The 23,120-nt window shown below is 65.3% G+C and carries 26 protein-coding genes; 14 read left to right on the forward strand and 12 right to left on the reverse strand.

Going from position 1 to position 23,120, the window contains the following annotated elements:
- The first annotated feature begins 20 nt into the window (after nucleotides 1-20).
- The 8 genes from HS053_RS12645 (at nucleotide 21) to era (ending at nucleotide 7,475) form a co-directional block, all read left to right on the forward strand.
- Complete coding sequence (locus HS053_RS12645) at nucleotides 21-2,138, forward strand: RelA/SpoT family protein (RefSeq protein WP_174211614.1); 2,118 nt, start codon at nucleotides 21-23, stop codon at nucleotides 2,136-2,138.
- 34 nt (nucleotides 2,139-2,172) lie between these two features.
- Nucleotides 2,173-2,820 carry a DUF2062 domain-containing protein gene (locus HS053_RS12650; RefSeq protein ID WP_174211615.1) on the forward strand — a complete coding sequence of 216 codons (648 nt, stop codon included), beginning with the start codon at nucleotides 2,173-2,175 and terminating at the stop codon, nucleotides 2,818-2,820.
- A 67-nt stretch (nucleotides 2,821-2,887) separates the two neighbouring features.
- Nucleotides 2,888-3,589, forward strand: a complete 702-nt coding sequence (locus tag HS053_RS12655) for a DUF2062 domain-containing protein (RefSeq protein ID WP_174211616.1) — start codon at nucleotides 2,888-2,890, stop codon at nucleotides 3,587-3,589.
- 34 nt (nucleotides 3,590-3,623) lie between these two features.
- Nucleotides 3,624-4,379: a pyridoxine 5'-phosphate synthase gene (locus tag HS053_RS12660; protein ID WP_174211791.1), complete on the forward strand. Its 756-nt coding sequence runs from the start codon at nucleotides 3,624-3,626 to the stop codon at nucleotides 4,377-4,379.
- A 76-nt stretch (nucleotides 4,380-4,455) separates the two neighbouring features.
- Nucleotides 4,456-4,878 carry a holo-ACP synthase gene (gene acpS / locus HS053_RS12665; protein WP_174211617.1) on the forward strand — a complete coding sequence of 141 codons (423 nt, stop codon included), beginning with the start codon at nucleotides 4,456-4,458 and terminating at the stop codon, nucleotides 4,876-4,878.
- Nucleotides 4,879-4,934: 56 nt separating this feature from the next.
- The gene (gene lepB, locus HS053_RS12670; RefSeq protein ID WP_174211618.1) at nucleotides 4,935-5,714 is read left to right on the forward strand and encodes a signal peptidase I; all 780 of its coding nucleotides are present in this window, start codon (nucleotides 4,935-4,937) and stop codon (nucleotides 5,712-5,714) included.
- A gap of 86 nt (nucleotides 5,715-5,800) precedes the next feature.
- Nucleotides 5,801-6,487, forward strand: coding sequence for a ribonuclease III (gene rnc, locus HS053_RS12675; protein ID WP_174211619.1), 687 nt, complete (start codon nucleotides 5,801-5,803; stop codon nucleotides 6,485-6,487).
- A gap of 70 nt (nucleotides 6,488-6,557) precedes the next feature.
- A complete protein-coding gene (gene era / locus HS053_RS12680; protein ID WP_174211620.1) occupies nucleotides 6,558-7,475 on the forward strand; it encodes a GTPase Era in 918 nt (305 codons plus the stop codon).
- A 12-nt stretch (nucleotides 7,476-7,487) separates the two neighbouring features.
- On the opposite strand, the gene HS053_RS12685 is transcribed toward era, so the two are convergent.
- Complete coding sequence (locus HS053_RS12685) at nucleotides 7,488-7,673, reverse strand: hypothetical protein (protein ID WP_174211621.1); 186 nt, start codon at nucleotides 7,671-7,673, stop codon at nucleotides 7,488-7,490.
- A 90-nt stretch (nucleotides 7,674-7,763) separates the two neighbouring features.
- On the opposite strand from HS053_RS12685, the gene HS053_RS12690 reads away from it, so the two are divergent.
- On the forward strand, nucleotides 7,764-8,093 hold the full coding sequence (locus HS053_RS12690; RefSeq protein ID WP_174211622.1) for a DUF1491 family protein: 330 nt from the start codon (nucleotides 7,764-7,766) through the stop codon (nucleotides 8,091-8,093).
- Between the two features lie 3 nt (nucleotides 8,094-8,096).
- Here the strand turns inward: HS053_RS12690 and HS053_RS12695 are convergent, their stop codons facing one another.
- From HS053_RS12695 to HS053_RS12725, 7 genes are read right to left on the reverse strand one after another with little or no spacing between them, the layout of a single operon-like run.
- A complete protein-coding gene (locus HS053_RS12695) occupies nucleotides 8,097-8,972 on the reverse strand; it encodes a lysophospholipid acyltransferase family protein (protein WP_174211623.1) in 876 nt (291 codons plus the stop codon).
- 41 nt (nucleotides 8,973-9,013) lie between these two features.
- Nucleotides 9,014-9,283 (reverse strand): HPr family phosphocarrier protein, encoded by a 270-nt coding sequence (locus tag HS053_RS12700; RefSeq protein ID WP_174211624.1) that lies wholly within the window; start codon nucleotides 9,281-9,283, stop codon nucleotides 9,014-9,016.
- 1 nt (nucleotide 9,284) lies between these two features.
- On the reverse strand, nucleotides 9,285-9,680 hold the full coding sequence (locus tag HS053_RS12705; protein WP_174211625.1) for a PTS sugar transporter subunit IIA domain-containing protein: 396 nt from the start codon (nucleotides 9,678-9,680) through the stop codon (nucleotides 9,285-9,287).
- Between the two features lie 7 nt (nucleotides 9,681-9,687).
- Entirely contained in the window at nucleotides 9,688-10,611 is a 924-nt protein-coding gene (gene rapZ / locus HS053_RS12710; RefSeq protein WP_174211626.1) for an RNase adapter RapZ, read from the reverse strand.
- Entirely contained in the window at nucleotides 10,608-11,000 is a 393-nt protein-coding gene (locus HS053_RS12715; RefSeq protein WP_347233325.1) for an HPr kinase/phosphorylase, read from the reverse strand. Before HS053_RS12715 ends, rapZ begins: the two co-directional genes overlap by 4 nt.
- Nucleotides 11,001-11,029: 29 nt before the next feature.
- Nucleotides 11,030-12,709 (reverse strand): sensor histidine kinase, encoded by a 1,680-nt coding sequence (locus tag HS053_RS12720; RefSeq protein ID WP_174211627.1) that lies wholly within the window; start codon nucleotides 12,707-12,709, stop codon nucleotides 11,030-11,032.
- Nucleotides 12,706-13,407, reverse strand: a complete 702-nt coding sequence (locus HS053_RS12725) for a response regulator transcription factor (protein WP_174211628.1) — start codon at nucleotides 13,405-13,407, stop codon at nucleotides 12,706-12,708. Before HS053_RS12725 ends, HS053_RS12720 begins: the two co-directional genes overlap by 4 nt.
- A gap of 357 nt (nucleotides 13,408-13,764) precedes the next feature.
- Here HS053_RS12725 and HS053_RS12730 point away from each other — a divergent pair, with 357 nt between their 5' ends.
- Nucleotides 13,765-15,360: a phosphoenolpyruvate carboxykinase gene (locus tag HS053_RS12730; RefSeq protein ID WP_174211629.1), complete on the forward strand. Its 1,596-nt coding sequence runs from the start codon at nucleotides 13,765-13,767 to the stop codon at nucleotides 15,358-15,360.
- Between the two features lie 132 nt (nucleotides 15,361-15,492).
- On the opposite strand, the gene HS053_RS12735 is transcribed toward HS053_RS12730, so the two are convergent.
- The gene (locus HS053_RS12735; RefSeq protein WP_174211630.1) at nucleotides 15,493-16,263 is read right to left on the reverse strand and encodes a sulfite exporter TauE/SafE family protein; all 771 of its coding nucleotides are present in this window, start codon (nucleotides 16,261-16,263) and stop codon (nucleotides 15,493-15,495) included.
- A gap of 203 nt (nucleotides 16,264-16,466) precedes the next feature.
- Here HS053_RS12735 and HS053_RS12740 point away from each other — a divergent pair, with 203 nt between their 5' ends.
- The 3 genes from HS053_RS12740 to HS053_RS12750 are packed head-to-tail and all read left to right on the forward strand — an operon-like array spanning nucleotide 16,467 to nucleotide 19,534.
- Nucleotides 16,467-18,095, forward strand: coding sequence for an acyl-CoA dehydrogenase family protein (locus tag HS053_RS12740; protein ID WP_458358896.1), 1,629 nt, complete (start codon nucleotides 16,467-16,469; stop codon nucleotides 18,093-18,095).
- A 57-nt stretch (nucleotides 18,096-18,152) separates the two neighbouring features.
- Nucleotides 18,153-18,533, forward strand: coding sequence for an META domain-containing protein (locus HS053_RS12745; RefSeq protein WP_174211632.1), 381 nt, complete (start codon nucleotides 18,153-18,155; stop codon nucleotides 18,531-18,533).
- On the forward strand, nucleotides 18,530-19,534 hold the full coding sequence (locus HS053_RS12750; protein WP_174211633.1) for an SDR family oxidoreductase: 1,005 nt from the start codon (nucleotides 18,530-18,532) through the stop codon (nucleotides 19,532-19,534). The genes HS053_RS12745 and HS053_RS12750 overlap by 4 nt, the downstream gene beginning before the upstream one ends.
- Here the strand turns inward: HS053_RS12750 and HS053_RS12755 are convergent.
- Both HS053_RS12755 and recO read right to left on the reverse strand, forming a co-directional pair.
- Nucleotides 19,519-20,751, reverse strand: a complete 1,233-nt coding sequence (locus tag HS053_RS12755; RefSeq protein ID WP_174211634.1) for an MFS transporter — start codon at nucleotides 20,749-20,751, stop codon at nucleotides 19,519-19,521. The genes HS053_RS12750 and HS053_RS12755 overlap by 16 nt on opposite strands.
- Nucleotides 20,752-20,827: 76 nt before the next feature.
- Nucleotides 20,828-21,541, reverse strand: a complete 714-nt coding sequence (gene recO, locus HS053_RS12760) for a DNA repair protein RecO (protein ID WP_174211635.1) — start codon at nucleotides 21,539-21,541, stop codon at nucleotides 20,828-20,830.
- Between the two features lie 75 nt (nucleotides 21,542-21,616).
- On the opposite strand from recO, the gene HS053_RS12765 reads away from it, so the two are divergent.
- Nucleotides 21,617-22,258 carry a Pr6Pr family membrane protein gene (locus HS053_RS12765; protein ID WP_174211636.1) on the forward strand — a complete coding sequence of 214 codons (642 nt, stop codon included), beginning with the start codon at nucleotides 21,617-21,619 and terminating at the stop codon, nucleotides 22,256-22,258.
- On the opposite strand, the gene HS053_RS12770 is transcribed toward HS053_RS12765, so the two are convergent.
- On the reverse strand, nucleotides 22,225-23,100 hold the full coding sequence (locus tag HS053_RS12770; protein WP_174211637.1) for a 3-hydroxybutyryl-CoA dehydrogenase: 876 nt from the start codon (nucleotides 23,098-23,100) through the stop codon (nucleotides 22,225-22,227). The genes HS053_RS12765 and HS053_RS12770 overlap by 34 nt on opposite strands.
- Nucleotides 23,101-23,120 lie beyond the last annotated feature (20 nt).

Genomic DNA, 23,120 nt, shown 5'->3' on the forward strand with positions numbered 1-23,120 from the left:
AAGGGCGCCAAGGGGCGGTGATGATCGACGTTGAAGACCTCATCGCCCTTGTTCGCAACTACAATCCGCGTTGCAATGCCGAGCTGATCCGCACGGCCTATGCGTATGGCACCAAGATGCACGAGGGGCAGTTCCGCAAATCGGGCGAGCCCTATTTCACGCATCCCGTCGCGGTGGCGGCCATCCTGACCGAGCAGCATCTGGATGATGCCACGATCATCACCGCGCTGCTGCATGACACGATCGAAGACACCAAATCGACCTATGCCGAGGTGGAACGCCTGTTCGGCAACGAGGTGGCCGAACTGGTCGATGGCGTGACCAAGCTGACCAACCTGCAACTGTCCTCGACCCACAGCCAGCAGGCGGAGAACTTCCGCAAGCTGTTCATGGCGATGTCCAAGGATCTGCGGGTCATTCTGGTCAAGCTGGCCGACCGCCTGCACAACATGCGCACCATAAAGTCGATGAAAGTCGAAAAGCAGGCCCAGAAGGCCCGCGAGACGATGGAGATCTTTGCCCCCCTTGCCGGTCGCATGGGGATGCAATGGATGCGCGAAGAGCTGGAAGACCTTGGCTTCAAGGTGCTGAACCCCGAGGCGCGCAACTCGATCATCCGCCGCTTTCTGACGTTGCAGCGCGAGGCGGGCGATGTGGTTCACAAGATCACCGCCGATATCCGCAGCGAGCTGGAAAAGGTGCAGATCGAGGCTTCGGTCTATGGAAGGGCGAAAAAGCCCTATTCGATCTGGCGCAAGATGCAGGAAAAGGACCTGGCCTTCAGCCGGCTTTCCGACATCTATGGCTTCCGCGTGATCTGCGATTCGGTGGCGGACTGCTACCGCATCCTTGGCGTGATCCACCAACGCTGGCGTGCGGTGCCGGGCCGGTTCAAGGATTACATCAGCCAACCGAAATCGAACGGCTACCGCTCGATCCACACAACTGTGTCCGGCCGTGATGGCAAGCGGGTCGAGGTGCAGATCCGCACCCGCGAAATGCATGAAGTGGCCGAGGCGGGGGTGGCCGCGCATTGGTCCTACCGCGAGGGCGTGCGCGCCAAGAACCCCTTTGCCGTCGATCCGGCCAAGTGGATTTCGACCCTGACCGAAAAGCTGGACGAGGGCGACCACGACGAGTTTCTGGAAAACGTCAAGCTTGAGATGTATTCCGATCAGGTCTTCTGCTTCACGCCCAAGGGCGATGTGGTGCAGTTGCCGCGCGGGGCGACGCCCTTGGATTATGCCTATGCGATTCACACGCGGATCGGCAATTCCTGCGTTTCGGCCAAGGTGGACGGCATCCGCGTGCCGCTCTGGACCCGGCTGAAGAACGGCCAGTCGGTGGAAATCATCACCGCCGAGGGGCAGCGCCCGCAGGCAAGCTGGGTGGATATCGTCACGACGGGCCGCGCCAAGGCGGCCATCCGGCGCTCCTTGCGCGAAGAGGATCGCGGGCGTTTCGTGCGGCTTGGGCAGGAGCTTGCCCGCGCCGCGTTCGAGCATGTCGGCAAGAAGGCCACCGACAAGGCCCTGCGCACCGCCGCCAAGATGCTGGGCATTCCCGACGAGGCCGAATTGCTGGCCCGGCTGGGCAGCGCCGAACTGACCGCGCGCAAGGTGGTGGAAACGCTCTATCCCGAACTGTCGCTGGCCGCGGGGGAAGAGGTGGACAATGCCCGCCCGGTTCTGGGCCTGCCCGATGACCAGTCGGTGCGCCGCGCGCCCTGCTGCCAGCCCCTTCCGGGCGAGCGGATCGTCGGCATCACCTATCGCGGTCAGGGCGTGGTGATGCACGCCATCGACTGCCCCGCGCTGGTCGAATTTGAAGAACAGCCCAACCGCTGGGTGGACCTGCACTGGCACGCCGGGCGTCACAAGGCCGTGAACACGGTTGGCCTTGAGCTTACAATCTCGAATGATGCGGGGGTGTTGGGACGCATCTGCACCTTGATCGGGGAACAGAAGGCCAATATCTCGGACCTGCGGTTCACCGAGCGCAAGCCGGATTTCTTCCGGCTGTTGGTGGATGTGGACCTGCGCGATGTCGAGCATCTGCATATGGTGATGACGGCGCTCGAAGCGGAAACCGATGTCGCACAGGTGTCGCGTCACCGCGATAAGACTCGCAAACCCTGAGGGGTTGGCCCCAGCGGGCAGAAAGGACGGTCGCGTGGTTTTCAGACGCCGAACCCGGTTGACCCTGCCCGAACGGTTGCAGGCTTTGGTCTACCCAAGGGGCGGATGGCGTCGGGCTGCGCGTTATGTCTGGGTGCGCCTGACGCGGCTGCCCGATCCGCCGCAGCGCATCGCGCGTGGCATCTGGGCCGGGATATTTGTGTCATTCACGCCGTTCTTCGGCGTGCATCTGGGGCTGGGGGCGGCCTTGGCCGTGGCGATGCGGGGCAATGTCGTTGCGGCCCTGCTGGCAACGCTGGTGGGCAATCCGCTGACCTTTCCGTTCATCGCCGTGCTGTCGATGGAGCTGGGTCATCTGATGCTGGGCAACATGGCCAGCGCGCCGCCCGCCGCCCATATTCTGCAAGCTTTCGCCGGGGCGGGAGCCGAGGTCTGGCACAATCTGCTGGCCATTTTCACCCCGGCCGAAACCGATTGGGGGCGGCTGGCCAGCTTTTGGGACGGGTTCTTCCTGCCCTATCTGGTGGGCGGGCTTGTGCCGGGGGTGATTGCTGCCACGGCGGGCTATATGGCCTCGTTGCCGCTGATCGCGGCCTATCAGGCGATGCGGCTGCGGCGGCGTCAGGAGCGGCTGACACGTCTGCGCGACGCTGCGGCAAAGTCACCTGCCATCGGCAGGTGACGCGATGAAGGAAGTCCTGTAAGGGCAAAAAGGTGGCCCCTGCGGGCCACACCGGAAGGGGAACGGCGTGGTCTTCAAAAGACGAGAACCGCTGGGCTGGGGCGCCTGGCTGCGCGAGATGGTCTATCCGCGGGGCGGGTTCCGCCGGGCGACGCGCTATGTCATCCACCGGATGCGCCGCGTGCCCGACACGCCGCACCGCGTGGCGCGCGGCATCTTTGCCGGCAGCCTGATCGGCTTTCTGCCGCTGCCGGGGCTGCAATTCGTCGGCGCCTGGGCCTTGGCGCGGCTGATGCGGGGCAATATCCTTGCCGCGCTGCTGGGGACGTTCAACACCAACCCGCTGACCACGCCCTTCTTTGCCGTGCTGGCAATGTCGCTTGGCCATTGGATGATGGGGGTCAAGACTGCGCTGTCGGCCGGGGCGATTGCCCGCGCCTTTGAAAACGCCGGGCGCGACATCTGGTTCAACCTGCGCGCCGTCTTCACCGATGAGGTGACGCGCTGGGACGGGCTGCTGCAATTCTGGCACGACATCTATGTGCCCTATTTCATCGGCGCCCTTGTGCCGGGCATCGTGATCTCGCTGATCGCCTATTACATCACCATCCCGCTGGTGCAGGCCTATCAGAACGCCCGCGCCGCCAAGGCGAAAGAACGGGGCGAGCGGCGGCGGCATATCAAGGAGGCGCTGCTTGAGGCGGCGCAGCGGCTGAAACCGCACCGCAACGAGGCGGCGGGGGATGACGATGGCCCCGGCACGCCCTAAACTGGAACGGCACGGGTTGGGAGAGGCGTTGGCGATGACGGATGGCAGGCTGCGGCTGGGTGTGAACATCGACCATGTGGCGACGGTGCGCAATGCGCGCGGCTCGGCTTGGCCCGATCCGCTGCGGGCGGCGCTGCTGGCCGAAGCAGCGGGGGCCGATGGCATCACCGCCCATCTGCGCGAAGACCGCCGCCACATCCGCGACGCCGACATGGAGGCGCTGCGCGCCGGGATCGGCATTCCGCTGAACTTCGAATGCGCCGCGACCGAAGAGATGGCCGCCATCGTGCTGCGGCTGCGGCCCCATGCGGTCTGCCTCGTGCCGGAAAAGCGCGAAGAGCGCACGACCGAGGGCGGACTTGACGTGGCGGGCGACGAAAACCGGCTGGCGCATTACATCGCGCCGCTGCGCGATGCCGGGTGCCGGGTGTCGATGTTCATCGGCCATGATGCGCGCCAGATCGAAGCATCGGCCCGGATCGGCGCGGCGGTGGTGGAACTGCACACCGGCCATTATTCCGACCTGCACGCCGAAGGCCGTCTGGCCGAGGCCGAGGCGGAGCTGGCCGCGCTGGTGAAAGGGGCGGCGCTGGCGCATTCGCTGGGGCTTGAGGTTCACGCCGGTCATGGGCTGACCTATGACAATGTGGCGCCCATTGCCGCCATTCCCGAGCTGCGCGAGCTGAACATCGGGCATTTCCTGATCGGCGAGGCGATCTTCATGGGGCTGGAAGATGCCATCGGCGAAATGCGCCGCCGCATGGATGAGGCGCGGGGAACCGGGGCGTGACCCCGGAATTTTCCAAAGTTCCGGGCAAAATTCTTCGAAGAGTTTTGCAAATTCCTTGCAAGGAATTTGGCGCCCCATGATCCTCGGCATCGGCAGCGACCTGTGCAATATCGAGCGGATCGAGGCCACGCTGGCCCGGCACGGCGACCGTTTCCGCAACCGCGTCTTCACCGAGCGCGAGCAGCGCAAGGCCGAAAGCCGCCCGATGGCCGTTGCTGCCACCTATGCCAAGCGCTGGGCGGCCAAGGAAGCCTGCTCCAAGGCGTTGGGCACCGGACTGCGGATGGGAATTTCGTGGAGGGACATGGCGGTTTCCAACCTGCGCACCGGCCAGCCGGTGATGCATCTGACCGGCTGGGCCGCCGAGCGGCTGGCGGCGATGACCCCACCCGGGCATGAGGCGGTGGTGCATGTCACCCTGACCGACGATCACCCTTGGGCCCAGGCCTTTGTCGTGATCGAGGCGCGGCCCCGCCGAAGTGAAGGCCGCGAAACTTGACTCCCCGCGGCGCGGCGCGCATGTAGCCCCGGCAGAAGCGAAAAGGCGGACCAGACATGGCGAAATCCGAAGGCGGCATCCTCGAGACGGTCAAGACACTGTTCTGGGCGCTGGTCATCGCGGGCGTGTTCCGCACGCTGTTGTTCCAGCCGTTCTGGATCCCGTCGGAGTCGATGAAGGACACGCTGCTGATCGGCGATTTCATCTTCGTCAACAAGATGGCTTACGGCTATTCCAAATATTCCTGCCCCTTCGCCGCCTGCCCGATCCCGGGCCGGATTCTGGCGAGCGAGCCGGAGCGGGGCGATGTCGTGGTCTTCCGCCATCCGGTCAACGGCTCGGACATGATCAAGCGGCTGATCGGGCTGCCGGGCGACAAGATTCAGGTCAAGGACGGGCTGCTTTACATCAACGGCGCCGTGGCACCGCAGGAACCCGCCGGCACCTTTGAGGAAATCAAAGAGCCGCAGGGTCCGATGGGCAACATGCCGCGCTGCGCCAATGATCCGGTGGGTCAGGGCGGCGTCTGCACCCGCCCCCGCTTCCGCGAGACGCTGCCGGGCGGCCATGTGCATGACGTGCTGAACATCGAGGACAACGGCTTTGCCGACAACACCGATGTCTTCACTGTGCCCGAAGGCAATTACTTCTTCATGGGCGACAACCGCGACAACAGCCAGGACAGCCGCTTTTCGCAGGCGGTCGGCGGCGTGGGCTTTGTCCCGGCGGAATATCTGATCGGCCGGGCTGACCGGGTGATCTTCTCGTCTGCCGGGCGTTCGATGCTGTTTTTCTGGACCTGGCGGATGGACCGTTTCTTTGAGGCTATCGAGTAAGCTGCCATGACGCTGCTGCCGCTGCGATCCCCCTGCACTGCCCCGCGACCCTGCGGGACGGCGGCGGGCGCGCGGGGGGTGGCGGCATGAGGCTCTCTGCCGATCTGAAGGCGTTCGAGGGGCGCATCGGCCATGCCTTCGGCAAGCCGGCGTTGCTGGTGCAGGCGGTCACCCATGCCTCCATCTCCTCGCCCACCCGGGCCGACAATCAGCGGCTTGAGTTTCTGGGCGACCGCGTTCTGGGCCTGTCGATGGCCGAGGCGCTGCTGGCCGCCGATTCCGGCGCGAGCGAGGGGCAGCTTGCCCCCCGCTTCAACGCGCTGGTGCGCAAGGAGACCTGCGCCGAGGTCGCCCGCGAAATCGGGCTGGGCGAGGTGCTGAAACTGGGCCGGTCCGAGATGATGTCGGGCGGGCGGCGGAAAGAGGCGCTGCTGGGCGACGCGATGGAGGCACTGATTGCCGCCGTCTATCTGGATGCGGGATTCGAGGCGGCGCGGGCGCTGGTGCTGCGGCTTTGGGGGCCGCGGATCGGCGCGGTGGCCCCCGATGCCCGCGACCCAAAGACCAGCTTGCAGGAATGGGCGCAGGCCCGCGCCATGCCGCCGCCGGTCTATGCTGAGGCGGGCCGCAGCGGCCCCGACCACCAGCCGGTCTTCACGGTTGCGGTGACGCTGGCCAACGGCGCCACCGAACGCGCCAGCGCCGGCTCCAAGCGCGTGGCCGAACAGATGGCCGCCCGCGCCCTGCTGTCGCGGATGGAGCAGGGCAGCTAGGGCGGCCCTTTAGACTCGCCAAAGCGGGGCAATTGGACTATGCGGCTGCGATATGCAGATTGAGGCCCCCATGACTGAACCCACCCGCGCCGGCTTTGTCGCGCTGATCGGCGAGCCGAATGCCGGCAAGTCCACCCTTCTCAACCGGATGGTGGGGGCCAAGGTCTCGATCGTGACGCATAAGGTGCAGACCACGCGGGCGCGCATTCGCGGCGTCTGCATGGAGGGGCGGGCGCAGATCGTCTTTGTCGATACGCCCGGCATTTTCCGCCCGCGCCGCAGGCTTGACCGTTCGATGGTCAAGGCGGCCTGGGGCGGCGCAGCGGATGCCGATGTGGTGGTGCTGCTGATCGAGGCGCATCGCGGCCTGACCGAGGGCACGCAAGCCATCATCGACCGGATGCGCGACGAGATGCCCCGGGGCAAGCCGGTGGCGCTGGCCATCAACAAGATCGACCGGGTCAAGGCCGAAGTGCTGCTGGCGCTGGCGCAGAAGATGAACGAGGCGTTCCCCTTTGCCGAAACCTTTATGATTTCGGCGGAAAAGGGTTACGGCGTGGACAAGCTGCGGCAATGGCTGGCCGGGCAATTGCCCGAGGGGGAATGGTATTACCCCGAAGACCAGATCGCCGACCTGCCGATGCGGATGATCGCCGCCGAAATGACGCGCGAAAAGCTGACCCTGCGCCTGCATGAGGAACTGCCTTACCAGCTCACGGTGGAAACCGAGAAATGGGAGGACAAGCCCGACGGTTCGACCCGGATCGACCAGATCGTCTATGTCGCCCGTGATGGGCACAAGGGCATCGTGCTGGGCAATGGCGGTGAGACGATCAAGGCCATCGGCACCGCTGCCCGGGCCGAGATTTCCACCTTCCTTGACCGCAAGGTGCATCTGTTTCTGCAGGTGAAGGTGCGGGAAAACTGGCTGGAAGAGGCCGAGCGCTACACCGAGATGGGGCTCGACTTCAAGGACGGCGACGCCTGAGCGCAGGCCGCCCTAGCGCCGCCGGAACATCAGGAAGAACCAGACCAGCCCGGCCAGCGCCACCAGACCGCCGCCGATTTGCAGCATCGCCTGGGTTGCGGGGGCCGTCTTGAGGAAATTGGCCGCAAAAAGCGTGAGCCCTCCGGCAAGGATCACAAGGCGCGGCGCAAGCGGCGGACGTTTGGCGGGGGTGGACATCGGGCGGTATCTCCTTGACCTTGCCCGCAGAGTTTCGCAGCCCGGCCATCGGCTGTCGAATGAAAAGACCTGTCATCCGGGGGTTCCCCTTTGATCCGCCTTGCCACGCATGTCTGGGTTTCCGCCTATCTGGCGCGGCTGCGGATGGCCGATATTCCGGCCTATGTCACGGCCAAGGGTGATCCGGTTTCGGGGGCGGTGGTGGTCAAGGTCGCCACGCTGGACGGCCGCGCCCGCGCCTGGCAACGCGGCTATGACCTGATGGCGGATGCGCGGGTCTGGATGGTGCTGGCCGAGGGCGATGAGCCGGATGTCGATGCCGGCCTGCGGCGGCAGAAACTGCGCGACCCGGACCTCTGGCTGATTGAGCTTGAGGACCGGACGGGCCGCACCCTTTTGGGCAAAGACGGGCTGGACTGAGGGTCAGCCGCCCTTGCCAAGGTTCAGCGTGTGCTGCCGCAGCCATGCGAGGAAGCCGCGCGGGTTGCCCTCCCATTGCTGCAACACAGTTGGCGGGATCGGTTCGCCGATGAAGGGGCGCTGCGGCTTGAACAGGCTGCGCTTGATCTCGTAAAGCAACAGGCCCTGCCGCAGCGTGTCGGAAATCTTGTTGGCGATCAGGAACATGCGGCTGTTCTGGCCGGGAAAATAGATCGGCACGATCATCGCGCCGGACCGCTGGATCATCTTGTGGGTGAAGACGTTCCATTCCGCCTCGACCGCGGGGCCGAACCATGTTTCCGACATCGCCACCTTGCCCGCCGGGAACAGGATGATCACCCCGCCGCGTTTCAGATGCGCCATGGTCTGGTTGCGCATTTCCAGCCCCGCCTCGCGCGCATTTTCCTCATGCGGGAAGGGGACGGGGATCATGAATTCCTCGACCTCGGGGATGCCGGTGAGGAGCGAGCGTGTCAGGATGCGGAAATCCGAGCGCACGCGGTTGACCATCTCGGCCATGATCATGCCATCGACCAGCCCGCTGGGATGGTTGGCCACCACCACAACCGGCCCGGTCTTCGGAATGCGGGCAATCTCGGCCTCGGGCGTGTCGATGCGGATGCCCATGTGGCGGATCGCCTTGGGCCAGAACGGCGCGCCAAAGGGGGCGCCGGATTTCTCGAAACTGCGGATCAGCGACAGCAGTTGCACCTTCGCCGTCAACCATTCCAGCGCGCGGATCGTGCCGGATTTGAACGGGTTGGTGAAAGTTCCCGCATAGGACAGCCGACGCATGTCATATTTGCGCGCGACGCGCGGGGCGGTTTCGCCTGCCTGCGCACCCTCGTCCTGAGGCATATCGGTGCCCAACTCGTCTGCCTTCCTTCCGCGCCCCGGCGCTAGCGATCTTCGCCGAAGCGGTTCGCCACCAGCGCAGCCAGCGCTTCGGCCAGCACGGCCGCCTGCGGGCCGCTGGTCCGAACCTCAATAGAGGTTCCGCGCGAGGCTGCCAACATCAAAAGCCCCATGATGCTGTCGCCCGAAACGGTCATGCCGTCCTTCGTCACCTCGGCAGCGGCGTCATGCGCCTCGACCACCTCGACGAATTTCGCGCTGGCCCGGGCGTGAAGCCCCTTTTCGTTGACGATCTTCAGCACCTGACCCGACACGCTACGCCCCTCCACCCAGATCGAGGCTGTTGATATATTTCCGCCCCGCCTCGAGGGCTGCGGCCACCGCCTCGGCCACCGGCAGATCGCGCGATTTGGCCAGCTTGATCAGCATCGGCAGATTGGCGCCGTAAACGATTCGCCGTTCAGCCCCGGCGCAGGCCATCAGCGACAGGTTCGACGGCGAGCCGCCGAACATATCGGTGACAATCACCACGCCGCCGCCGCCATCGACCGCATCGGCGGCCTGACAGATTTCGGCCTGCTTGGCCGCGCGGTCATGCGCATCCTCAATGGTAATAGCCCGCATACCCGCCTGCGGGCCCACCACATGCTCGACCGCCGAGAGATACTCGCGCGCCAATCCACCATGTGCGACGATCACGATACCGATCACGCGCCTGTCACCCCGCCTGCGTGGGGGGCGTTACCGCCGCCCTGCGTTCCAGTTCCCGGTGCCGTTTTGACACCGGCCATCCCGCTTCGGCAAGCAGTTTGCCCAGTTTTTCTGCAACTGCAACAGAGCGGTGTTGCCCGCCGCTGCAGCCGAAGCCGATCGACAGATGTGCCTTGCCCTCGGCCAGATGCGCGGGCAGGAGAAACAGCACAAACTCTTGCAACCTAAGGAAGAACTCAGCAAAGCGCGGGTCCGCCTCGACATGGGCCGCCACCGCCGGATCGCGCCCGTCAAGCGCGCGCAACTCGGCCACCCAATGCGGATTTTGCAGGAAACGGCAGTCGAAAACCATGTCCACGCCGCGCGGAATACCGCGTTTATAGCTGAAGGACTGCACCGAGACGGCCATCCGCGCCGCGACCGCCTTGTCGAACCAGCGCGCCAGTTCCGCCTTGAGGTCATGCGGCGACATCTCGGAAGTGTCGATCAGGTGATCGGCGCGGGCCTGGATCGGCACCAGCAATTCGATTTCCCGTTCCACCCCCTCCTCCGGGTCTTGCCCGGGGGTCAGCGGATGGCTGCGGCGGGTCTGGTTGAAGCGGCGAATCAATTCGGCAGCGCTGCAATCGAGATAGAGAAGCTCAAGCGTGACATGGGGTTCGCGCGTCAGCGTGTCGATCAGCTCGATCATCGCGGCAACGGTAAACTCGCGGTTGCGGACATCGACACCCAGCGCGATGGGCCGGCCAAGGGGCGGGCCGTCGATCAGACGCGGCACCAGCGACAGCGGCAGATTGTCGATCGCCTCAAACCCCAGATCTTCAAGCGCACGGATCGCCGTGGTGCGTCCAGCACCCGACGGGCCGGTGACCAGCACCAGCCGATGTTCCAGCCCCTGTTCCGCCCCATCCAGCACGCCCGGACCCTTCATGCACCGCGTCCATGCAGCAGATAGCACAGAAGCGCAGATGGCAAATGGCTGCTCGCCGACCCATGCACAAGATCAAGCGGCGTTGTTGTGATTGTCACGCTGCGTCGCGGCGGCAGGCGTTCGGTTTCGGTCTGGCCAAGGTCGATGGCCAGAATCAGCCGCGCCTGCGGCAACGCCGGGGCGTTCAGGATGCCGATGCCCCGTGCCTCGATCCGGCCACGCAGCGCAGCCGGACAGGTGGCGACCAGCGCGCCACCCTCTTCGCGGACCTGCGTCCGGTCATCGGCCACCAGTTGCGCCCCCAGCGCCATGAGCTGCAACGCCAGCCCCGACTTCCCGCTGCCCGACGGCCCCAGAATCAGAAGCCCCCGGTCTGCGCCGAGGGCCACGGTCGTTGCGTGAAGGATCAGCCCGCCGCTCACACCGGCAGGCCCACCACGAACCGCGCGCCCAGCGGGTCCGATGTGGGGTCGGCGTTGGTCGGGCGGATGTTTTCCGCCCAGATCACCCCGCCATGCGCCTCGACGATCTGTTTCGAGATCGCCAGCCCAAGGCCGGAATGATTGCCGAACTGCTTTTCCGGGCGTTCGGAATAGAAGCGTTTGAACACCTTGGTCAGCGCCTGTTCGGGAATGCCGGGGCCGGTATCCTCGACCACGATCAGCACGCGGTTTTCCCGCTGGCGCGCCCAGACGCGCACGGCATCGCCGTCTTCGCAGAAGGAAATCGCATTGGTGATCAGGTTGACGAACACCTGCGCCAGACGCGCCTCAAGCCCGGAAATACGGATCGGGTCGGCGGGGAAATCGGTGATGAAATCCACGCCTTTTTCCCGCGCGCTTTGCGCCAGATATTCGGTCAGATTGGTCAGGGTCTTGAGAAGGTTGAACTCTTCCTCCTCCTCCTTGACCAGTTCGCTGTCGAGCCGCGAGGCATTGGAAATGTCGCTGACCAGCCGGTCAAGACGGCGCACGTCATGGTCGATCACATCCAGAAGCTTGTCGCGCTGCTCTTCCTTCTTGACGAAACGCAGGCTGCCCACGGCCGAGCGCAGGCTGGCCAGCGGGTTCTTGATTTCATGCGCCACATCGGCGGCGAATTGTTCGTTGGCGTCGATCCGGTCGTAAAGCGCGGCCACCATGCCGCGCATCGCAACCGACAGCCGCCCGATTTCATCGGGACGCGCCGCAAGGTCGGGAATGCGCACGCGGCCCGGCGCCATCTTGCGCGCGTCGCGGTCGCGGCCGAGTTCCGCCGCCGCCGCCAGATCGGAGAGCGGATTGGCGATGGTCGAAGCCAGCACGAGCGACAGGCCGATGGAGACCAGAAGCGCGATCACGAACATCTGCAGGATCTGCTCGCGCTCATACCGCACCAGACGGTCAATCTCGCCTTCGGCACTGGTCAGGGCGATCACGCCCGCCACCTGCCCGCCGATCATCACCGGGGTTGCCACGGTGAATTGCGCCCCGCCTTCGCTGCCCTGCGCGGTCTTGACCGCGGTTTCGCCGGCAAGCGCCCGTGGCAGCATCTCCCGCGCCAAAGTCTCTGCCGTGGCGGGGGTGTTGCCCTTGCCGCTGCGCACCAGCAGGCCCGACACACCTTCCCAGATCGAGTTCAGGAAATCGGTGATGATGGTGGAGCGGCCATCGGGGGCCAGCGCGCTGCCGTCGCGCGACTGACCAAGACCCCGCGCCGCGATATTTCCGGCGGGATCGAACAGGAACACCTCAAGCCCCGGGCTGATCGCCATGCTGTCGAGCGTGCCGGGCAGGCCAGCGCCCCCCGCCTCGATCACATCGGCCAGAAGCTGTGCCTCGGTCACCAGTCCCTGTTCGCGCTGGATCACCAGACTGTCGCGGAACGGGTTCAGGAACAGCACCCCCGCCACCAGCACCACAAGCGCCATCAGGTTGAAGATGATGATCTTGCGCGCCAGCGGCGAGCGGTTCAGCGACACCAGACCCCGCCGCACCCGGCCTTCGCGCAGCGCCGGATCGGCCACCGCATCGGGCGAGACCCAGTCTTCGCCGAGAAGCAGTTCACCGGGTTTCGCGGGGCGCGCCTTTTCCATCTCGATCCGGGCGGCTGCGGTCATTCTTCGTTATAACGATAGCCGATGCCATACAGCGTCTCGATCGCCGAGAACTCTTCGTCAACCGAGCGCATCTTCTTGCGCAACCGCTTGATATGGCTGTCGATCGTGCGGTCATCGACATAGACCTGATCGTCATAGGCCACATCCATGAGCTGATCGCGCGACTTCACGAAGCCCGGCCGCTGCGCGAGCGCCTGTAGCAGCATGAACTCGGTCACGGTCAGCGACACGTCGCGGCCCTTCCAACTGACCGAATGGCGCAGCGGGTCCATCCGCAGATGGCCGCGCTCCATGATCTTGGTCTCTTCGGTGACGGCGACTTCGCCCGTCGCCATCACATCCTGACGGCGCAGAAGGGCGCGGATGCGTTCCACCAGAAGCCGCTGCGAGAAGGGCTTTTTCACATAATCATCGGCGCCCATCCGCAGGCCGAGAACCTCGTCGATCTCATCATCCTTGGAGGTGAGGAAGATCACCGGCATGGTGGTTTTCTGCCGCAGGCGCTGCAACAGGTCCATGCCGTCCATCCGGGGCATCTTGATGTCGAGAACGGCCATGTCGGGAAGGCGCCTGTTGAAGGCGTCCAGTGCCGATTGGCCGTCGTTGTAGGTTTCCACCTCGAAACCCTCTGCTTCCAGAGTCATCGAGACGGACGTCAGGATATTCCTGTCGTCGTCCACAAGGGCGATCCTTGCCATGTCGGGCTTCCCTATTCTGCTCGGCTTGCCTGATTTTTCCCACATGATCAGTTTTCTGCCCCCCAGAATCAACAGGAATGTGCGAATCACCCCTTCCGGCGACTCCATGAGGGGACAAATTTCCCAAGAATTGACTAATTTGCCGCAGTTCCGGGTCCGCCGAAAATTTGGTTGCGCTAAACCCAAGGTGGTTGCGCTAACTGCGCCAATGCGTCCTATTCCAATGCCCCACCACATGTTATAGCGGCCCCACAGACCCGGCCCCCCGCGACCGGGCTTGTGGCAACCCATTGGCCCGGGTGCCTAATTTCTGGAACTTATCCGCCCAATCGGGTGGCAACGGGAGCTTGCAGGACAATGACCGGACGTGTGAACCCGAGCGCGACGCTTGAACATCAAGGCATCACGGGACTTGGGAACGTCTATTACAACTTCATCGAGCCCGCCCTTGTGGAAGAGGCTGTGAAGCGCGGCGAAGGTCGTCTCGGCAAGGGGGGCGCGTTCCTCTGCACCACGGGGCAATTCACCGGACGTTCCCCGAAGGATAAATTCGTTGTCCGCACCCCTGCGGTGGAAGACAGCATCTGGTGGGAAAACAACGCCCCGATGGCGCCCGAGGCTTTTGACCGCCTCTATGACGACATGCTGGCCCATATGAAGGGCCGCGATTACTTCGTGCAGGATCTGTTCGCTGGCGCCGACCCGGAACATCGGCTGGATGTGCGCGTGGTGACGGAACTGGCATGGCATGGCCTGTTCATCCGCCACATGCTGCGCCGCCCCGAGCGGGCAGAGCTGGACAGCTTTGCACCCGAGTTCACCATCATCAACGTGCCTTCGTTCAAGGCCGATCCGGCCCGCCACGGCTGCCGCACGGAAACGGTGATCGCGCTGAACTTCGACAAGAAGGTGATCCTGATCGCCAACACCGAATATGCGGGCGAGAACAAGAAGTCGGTCTTCACGCTGCTGAATTACCTTCTGCCGGCCAAGGGCGTGATGGCGATGCATTGCTCGGCCAACCATGCCATCGGCAACCCCGATGACGCGGCGGTGTTCTTTGGCCTGTCGGGCACCGGCAAGACCACGCTTTCCGCCGATCCCAGCCGCATCCTGATCGGCGACGATGAACATGGCTGGTCGGAAAAGGGCACCTTCAACTTTGAAGGCGGCTGCTATGCCAAGACCATCAGCCTGAGCGCCGAGGCGGAGCCGGAGATTTACGGCACCACCTCGAAATTCGGCACCGTGGTTGAAAACATGGTGTTCGACCCCGAGACGCTGGAACTGGATTTCGAAGATGCCAGCCTGACGCAGAACATGCGCTGCGCCTATCCGCTGGACTATATCTCGAACGCTTCGGCAACGGGGATGGGCGGGCAGCCGAAGAATGTGATCATGCTGACCTGCGATGCCTATGGCGTGCTGCCGCCCATCGCGCGGCTGACCCCGGCGCAGGCGATGTATCACTTCCTGTCGGGCTTCACCTCGAAGACCCCGGGGACCGAACGTGGCGTGACCGAACCGACGCCGACCTTCTCCACCTGTTTCGGCGCCCCCTTCATGCCGCGCCGCCCCGAGGTTTACGGCAAGCTCTTGCAGGAAAAGATCGCGCAGACGGGGGCCACCTGCTGGCTGGTCAACACCGGCTGGTCGGGCGGCGCCTTTGGCACCGGGCGGCGGATGCCGATCAAGGCCACCCGGGCGCTGCTGTCTGCCGCGCTGGACGGCAGCCTGAACAAGGTGACCTTCCGCAAGGATCCGAACTTTGGCTTTGAGGTGCCGGTGGAAGTGCCCGGAGTTGACGCCACGCTGCTGGACCCGCGGGCGACCTGGGCGGACAAGGCCGCCTATGACGCGCAGGCGGCCAAGCTGGTGAAGATGTTCTCGGACAACTTCGGCCAATATGTGCCCTATATCGACGCCGATGTGAAAGCCGCGGCGATCGGCTGATACGGTCTGCGGGACCGGGGGCCAGCCCCCCAGCCCATTGGTTTCTTGAACCAATGGCGAAACCATGGGCTACCCCCGGAGTATTTCAAAAGGTGCAAATGCAAGGGGCGGCGCTGCGGTGCCGCCCTTTTGCTATGCGAGGAGGGCCTGACGGACAAGGTTCAGCCCGGTCAGCACCAGCAGCACCTGCGTCCAGCGGCGGAACCGCACCTGATCCAGCCGGTCCTGCAACGCCTGCCCCAGCGTTTGCCCAGCCAGTGCGGGCAGCACCAGAAGCGCCGAAAAGATCAGGTTCGGGCCATCCAGCACCCCGGTTCCCAGATGCGCGCCCAGAAGGGTGATCGCGCCGAGCAGGAAGATGACGCCCTGCACCCGGACCGTTTCAGCCTTGTCGGTGCCGACCGACAGCAGATAGACCAGCAAGGGCGGCCCCCAGACGCCGGAAACCCCGCCATAAAGGCCGCCGATGGCGCCCAGAACCCATTCCGCCCGGTGCCGGTGTTCCAGCCGCAGCGCCAGTTTCCGCCCTGCAAGCTGCAGCGCAGCGAAAACGGTGATCGGCAGGCCCAGAAGGACAAGGAACAGCGTCTGCGGGATCAGTTCGACGAATTGCGCCGAGACCAGCAGCAGAACCAGCGTGGCGATCACGAAGCGGTGGAAATGGCGCGCGGTGGCCACGGCCACGGGCAGGCCATCCCGCAGCGCCTGTGTCAGGTTTGTCACCAGCGTCGGCAGGATCAGCCCCGCCAGCGCCTGATGCGGGGTCAGAAAGCCGGAAAAGGCCGAGATCATGATCATCGGCATGGCAAAACCGACCGCGCCTTTGACAAAGCCGGCAAAGCCGGTAACGGCGAGGGCCGCGGTCAGGGCCAGCGGCGAAAGCTCGGGAAGAGTCCAGTCCATGGCCCCCTATAGTCCGCGCCGGGCCGCTTGGCACGGGCCAATCGACCGCGACATTTTAAGTCTGACATCGGCAATCATACGAAATCTTATTGCGCTGCGAGTGCAAACAAGCTAGCCATCTCGCAACTGCAGAATCTCTCGGGGGAAGCATGATGGCCCATGATGGACAGGCTCTGGACGCCACGCCGCTGATCGGGGGGCTGATGTCCCTGACCGCCGAGGCGCTGCCCGAGGTCGAGGCGATCTTTGCCCGTGCGCGCGAGGCGTTGCGCGCTTTGGTCACCCGCGACGGCAAGATCAGCGGCGGCGCGCTGGAGACGCATCAGTTCGCCGCGCACAGCCTGTCGTGGCTGGCCACCTATACCGAGGCGCTGCGCCAGATGCAGGCATGGGCGCTGCGGCTTGAGGCCGATGGCAAGTTCGGCGAGATGGAAGCGCTCTTGTTGCAGATCGCCTTCGGCGAATACCTCAACCAGATCCGTGGCGGCATTCCGATGAGCCAGGGCGAGATTGCACGCTTGCAGGATCTCGGCCTTGACCCGGCCAGTGCTGATCTGGCGCCGGGTGCGGCGGTGTCGGCCCTGATGGCCCGGGGCAACACCGCCGCCGCCCGCGCCCGGCTTGTGGCGCTGATGCGCGACAATCACGGGCGGGCAACCTTTGGCGCCACCGGGCTGGATGAAGAGCTGGAGATGATCCGCGACCAGTTCCGCCGCTATGCCGACGAAAAGGTCATCCCCTTTGCCCATGGCTGGCACCTGAAGGACGAACTGATCCCGATGGAGATTATCGGTGAGCTGGCCGAGATGGGTGTGTTCGGCCTGACCATTCCCGAGGAATACGGCGGCTTTGGCCTGTCGAAGGCCAGCATGGTGGTGGTGAGCGAGGAACTTTCGCGCGGCTATATCGGCGTCGGCTCGCTCGGCACGCGGTCCGAGATCGCGGCGGAACTGATCCTGTGCGGCGGGACCGAGGCCCAAAAGGCGCAATGGCTGCCCCGGTTGGCCAGTGGCGCGACCCTGCCGACGGCGGTTTTCACGGAGCCGAATACCGGATCGGACCTTGGTTCTCTGCGCACCCGGGCGGTGAAGACGGGCGACGATTGGGAGGTCACCGGCAACAAGACATGGATCACCCATGCCGCCCGGACCCATGTGATGACGCTGCTGGCGCGCACTGACCCCGACACCAGCGATTACCGCGGCCTGTCGATGTTCCTTGCCGAAAAGACCCCCGGCACCGAGGCCGAGCCCTTCCCCACCCCCGGCATGACCGGCGGCGAGATTGAAGTGCTGGGCTATCGCGGCATGAAGGAATACGAGCTGGGCTTTGACGGGTTCAAGGTGAAGGGCGAAAACCTTCTGGGCGGCGTGCCGGGTCAGGGCTTCAAGCAGTTGATGCAGACCTTTGAATCCGCCCGCATCCAGACCGGCGCCCGGGCCATCGGCGTGGCGCAATCGGCGCTGGAAACCGGGATGAAATACGCCGAGGACCGCAAACAGTTCGGCAAGCCGCTGATCGAGTTTCCGCGGATTGCCGGCAAGCTGGCGATGATGGCGGTGGAAATCATGGTGGCCCGGCAGTTGACCTATTTCAGCGCCTGGCAGAAGGACCATGACAAGCGTTGCGATCTTGAGGCGGGGATGGCCAAGCTTCTGGGTGCGCGGGTGGCATGGGCCAGCGCGGACAATGCGCTGCAAATCCACGGTGGCAACGGCTTTGCGCTGGAATATCAGATCAGCCGGATTCTCTGCGATGCCCGTATCCTGAATATCTTTGAAGGGGCTGCCGAAATTCAGGCGCAGGTCATCGCGCGGCGGTTGCTGGACTAAGCCGCTTGTGACGGGCCGGAGTGGCGTGCCATGCTGGGCACACACCAAGGAGGCCCCATGCGCCGCGCCCTGATCCTGCCCCTGCTGCTGGCGGCCTGCGTGGCCGCCCCGGAAGAGAAACCCTATTACTGGCGCCTTGTCTCGATCGACGGGGTGCCCTTTCCCGCCAATGCCACGTTGGCGATCGACGGCGACAAGGCGCGCGCCTTTGGGCAGGCGCCCTGCAACGCTTGGTCGGGTGAAATCGTCAGCACACCCTTCCCCGCTTGGGCCATCCGCAATGTGGTGGCCACCGAAATGGCCTGCGACGATCTGGCCGCCGAAGCCGCCTTCTTTGCCGCCATGGCCGCGATGACGCATTCGGCGGTGGGCATCGGCCATCTGGAACTGGTGGACCAGAAGGGGCGCGAGATGAAATTCGTGCCGGTGGCGCCATGATCCTGCTTACCGGGGCCTCGGGCTTTATCGCCAAGCATGTCGCGCTGAAACTGCTGGCGGCGGGGCATGAGTTGCGCGGCACGCTCCGGCGGCTGGACCGGGCCGAAGGCGTGCGCCGCGCCCTTGCCCCGCATCTGCCGGCCGGGGCACTGGCCCGGCTGAGTTTCGTGCAGGCCGATCTTGAGGTCGAGGCGGGATGGGCGGCGGCGATGGAGGGCGTTTCGGCTCTGGTCCACACCGCCTCGCCCTTCCCGATGGGCCAGCCCAAGGACGAGATGGACCTGATCCGCCCGGCCCGCGATGGCACCCTGCGGGTGCTGCGGGCCGCGCTGGCAGCTGGGGTGCGGCGGGTGGTGCTGACCTCTTCGGTGGCGGCGATCCTGTCGGATGACCGCAATGGCGTCGCCGACGAGGGCGACTGGTGCAACACCGATCTGCCCACCACCTCGGCCTATGCCAAATCCAAGACGCTGGCCGAACAGGCGGCCTGGGCGTTTTGCCGGGACAAGGCGGTGGCACTGACCACGATCAACCCCGGCTTCGTTCTGGGGGCGCCGCTGGACGGAGATTATGGCAGTTCGATTTCGGTCGTCCGTCGCATCCTGAAAGGGCGCGACCCGATGCTGCCGCTGATCGGGTTTCCGGTGGTGGATGTGCAGGATGTGGCCGAGATGCATCTGCGCGCGCTCGAACGGGATGAGACGGCGGGCAAGCGCTTTATCGCGGCCAATGGCAGCCTGTCGATGGTGCAGATGGGGCGGCTGTTGAAGGCTGCCTATCCCACCCGCCGCATTCCCACCCGTCAGGCGCCTGCCCTGCTGTTGCGGGCGATGGCGCTGGTCGATCCGGCGGTGCGGGGCATCCTGCCGTCGCTGGGCCGGATTGGTCAGGTGTCGAACCAGCGGGCGGTGGCCGAGATGGGCATGGCCTTCACCGCACCCGAGGCCGCGTTGCGGGCCAGCGCCGACTGGCTGGTGAAGAACGGTCAGGTCTGGGCCTGAGCCGCCCCCCCGCGCGAGGGGCGCGCGCTGCCCAGACGGGGGTGCAGCCAGCCCGCCACCACAAAGGCCGCCCCAAGGCCAAGGCCCGCAGCGGCAAAGATCCCCGGCAGCGGCGCCACCAGCAGCACGGCCCATGCGGCCCCGGGGGTAAGGATGCCCGAGACATCGCGGAAGCTGGAATAGACCGCCGACATCTCGGTGCGTTCGGACGGTTTGACGGCCATCAGGAAGGGCAGGCCGCCCACAACATCCAGCATCACCAGAAAGACCGAAGCCGCCATCACACAGCCGACCGTGATCCACGGGAGAGGCGAAAAGAGCGAGGCGGCAAAGAACCCCGCCGAGCAAAGCCCGAAGGCCATGCGCACCGAAATCCGCACCGAACTGCGCCGCGCCAGCCGCAGCATGAAGGGCGCCGCGAAGAGCAGGGCATTGGTGATCGACAGCGCGGTGCCGCCCACCTTGTCGCCCAGCCCCGCCTCGATGCAGAAGATCGGCAGGTAGACGACATAGACCCACCAGCCGCAGGACCGCATCACGGCGAAAAGCCAGCCCGCCACCAGCCGCGGCTGCGCGAAGAACCGCCCCAGATAGGCCAGCGGGTTCAGCGCGGGCCCACGCGCCCGGGCGATCTGCTTGCCATTGCCCAGCCGCAGCACCCAGAACACCGTCAGCAGCGTCAGCGCAAAAGCCCCCGCCACCAGAAATGGCGCGGGTGCCCAGAGATGGTGCAGCCAGACCCCGGTCATCGGCCCCACCGCCCAGGGCGTGGCGGCAAAGACCATCTGCATCGACTGGCTGCGGCCCAGATCCTCACGCGCGATGTAATCCAGCACATACGCGTTGAAACAGACAAAGGTGGTGGCCGTCGCCATGCCGTTGCAGATCACCGCCAGCACGGTCAGTTGCGGCACGCCGGAAATCGCCAGCGCCATGCCGATCAGGTAGAGGCAGCAGCCCGTGGAATACATCCAGCGGCGCGGCACCTTGCGCGTGGCCCAGGGCACCATCAGCCCCCAGACCAGCGCCACGATCCCGGCCACGAAATAGGCGGCCGAGGTCGCTTCGGCGCTGCCCAGCGCGGTATAGACCGTCAGCGGCATGGACGAGATCAGCACGCCGCGCACCGCCGCCTCAAGTCCGGCCAGAAGGGCGAAATGCTGCACTTTGGGCGCGCGTGCGGGCACCAGCGGCAGAGAGTGATGTGTCAAAGCCATGGCGGCAACCTGCCCGATACTGCGCCGCCTTGCTGCGCCGTCCGCGACGAAGCCATGCCTGCCTGCGACGAAGGTTTCAGTGCCCGTCGCGGGTGAAAAGGTCGGCCAGCCGGTTGCGCGCCTCGGGCAGGGGGCGACCGTGCAGGATCGGCCCCAGCCCCCGCGTCAAAAAAAACCCGGTCAGCGCCAGCGCCGCGGCATGACCGCCCGCGCCGCCCAGCAGAACCGGCGGCAGCGGCAAGAGCCGGTCGGCCCAATCGCCCGCCCCGGCGCGGCTGACTGCGCGCCCCGACCGGGGGGAGACATAGACCAGATCGTCCCCTGTGCCGGTCACGGCGCAAGCGGTCAGGTCAAGGCCAAAGCCCAGCGCGTCGAGCAGCGCGAGTTCCCAGCGCAGATACAGCGGCTCCCAGCCCCGCCCGGCGGCAAGGGCATCGGTCAGTGCCACGGTTTGCGCGAAAAATTCCGGCAGCGGCTCGCGTTCCGGCAGGGCAAGGCAGAGGAGGGCACAGAGCGCATTCAGTCCGGTCAGCGCCCGGCGGTCTGCCAGGATGGCCGCACGGGACCGCAGGGGTTCGGCGGTGAAATGGCCCAGATGCTCGCCCAGCCGGGCCCGCCATGTCAGGTCAAGCTGATGGCCGGGTTGCAGGAATGGCGCCATCCGGCGCGAGGCGCCGCCGCGCACCACACCGCCATGGCGGCCATGGGCCGCCGTGAAAACCTCGATGATCGCGGCTGTTTCGCCATGCGGCCTGACCGCCAGCAACAGCCCCTCGTCCCGCCATTCCATGGCGCGACTATCGCGCCAAAGACCAGCGCACGCCAGAGCCTTGCCCCGCGCAGAAGGCGCGGGCATGGTGGCGGCATGGAGCCGCGCCGCAAGACCCCTCCCCTGCAACGACTGGCCGCCCTTGGCGTGGCCACCTTGGCCATGGCCGCCCTGCGCGCGCAGTATGATACGTTGCAGGATGCGCCCGGGCTTGGCGCGTTTCAGGACCGGCTGTGGCGGATGGCGGGGTTTTTCACCATCCTGACCAATGCGCTGGTGGCGGTGCATATGCTGGCCGTGGCGCTGCATTGGCGGATCGGGGCATCGCGGGCGGCGGGGCTTTTATTGTCGATTGCCGCTGTGGGGATCGTCTATCACCTGCTGCTTGCGCGGCTGTGGAACCCGCAGGGGTTGGCATGGTGGGCCGATCTGGGGCTGCATACCGGGGTGCCTTTGGCCTATGGCCTGTGGTGGCTGGCGCTGGCACCCAAAGAGGTGGCAGCGCGCGATCTGCCGGGCTGGCTGATCTGGCCGGCGGTCTATTGCGCCTATGCCCTGATACGCGGGGCGCTCACCGGGTTCTGGCCCTATCCGTTTCTGGATGCGGGCGCCCTTGGCTGGCCGCGGGTCACGCTGAACATCGCGGGGCGGCTTGCGGCCTTTGCGCTGGGCGGATGGGCGATCCTGACGCTCGCCCGCAGATTTCAGCGGGTGGGAACCGGCACCTCGCCGCGATAGTCGTAAAAGCCGCGACCGGCCTTGCGGCCCAGCCAACCCGCCTCGACATATTTCGAAAGCAGTGGACAGGGCCGGTATTTCGTATCCCCCAGCCCTTCGTGCAGCACGTTCATGATGGCAAGGCAGGTGTCCAGCCCGATGAAATCGGCCAGTTCCAGCGGCCCCATCGGGTGATTGGCGCCCAGCTTCATTGCCTCGTCGATCGAGCGGACGTTGCCTACCCCTTCATAGAGCGTATAGACCGCCTCATTGATCATCGGCACCAGAATGCGGTTCACGATGAAGGCCGGGAAATCCTCGGCGCTGGCGGCGGTCTTGCCCAGCCGCTTCACCACGGCCAGCAGCGTGTCATAGGTGTCGGCATCGGTGGCGATGCCGCGGATCAGTTCCACAAGCTGCATCACCGGCACCGGGTTCATGAAATGGAAACCCATGAACTTTTCCGGCCGATCGGTGCGGCTGGCCAGCCGGGTGATCGAGATGGACGAGGTGTTCGAGGTCAGGATTGTATTCGGCCCCAGATGCGGCAGCAGTGCCTCGAAGATCTTGTTCTTGACCTCTTCGCGCTCGGTCGCCGCCTCGATCACCAGATCGGTGGCGCCCAGATCGGCAAGGGTCAGCGTGGTGCGTATGCGGGCCTGTGCGGCGGCCTTCTCTTCGGCGGTGATCTTGCCGCGTGCGACCTGCCGCGCCATGTTCTTTTCGATGGTCTCCAGCGCCTTGGCCAGACCCTCGGCGCTGATGTCGTTCAGCACAACCTCATAGCCCGCGAGGGAAAAGACATGGGCGATGCCATTGCCCATCTGCCCTGCCCCAACGATGCCGACCGACCGAATGTCCATGCTGTCCCCGCCTGAAATGT

Origin of the sequence: Tabrizicola fusiformis, assembly GCF_013328815.1 — a bacterium.
In the GTDB taxonomy this organism is placed as follows: domain Bacteria; phylum Pseudomonadota; class Alphaproteobacteria; order Rhodobacterales; family Rhodobacteraceae; genus Fuscibacter.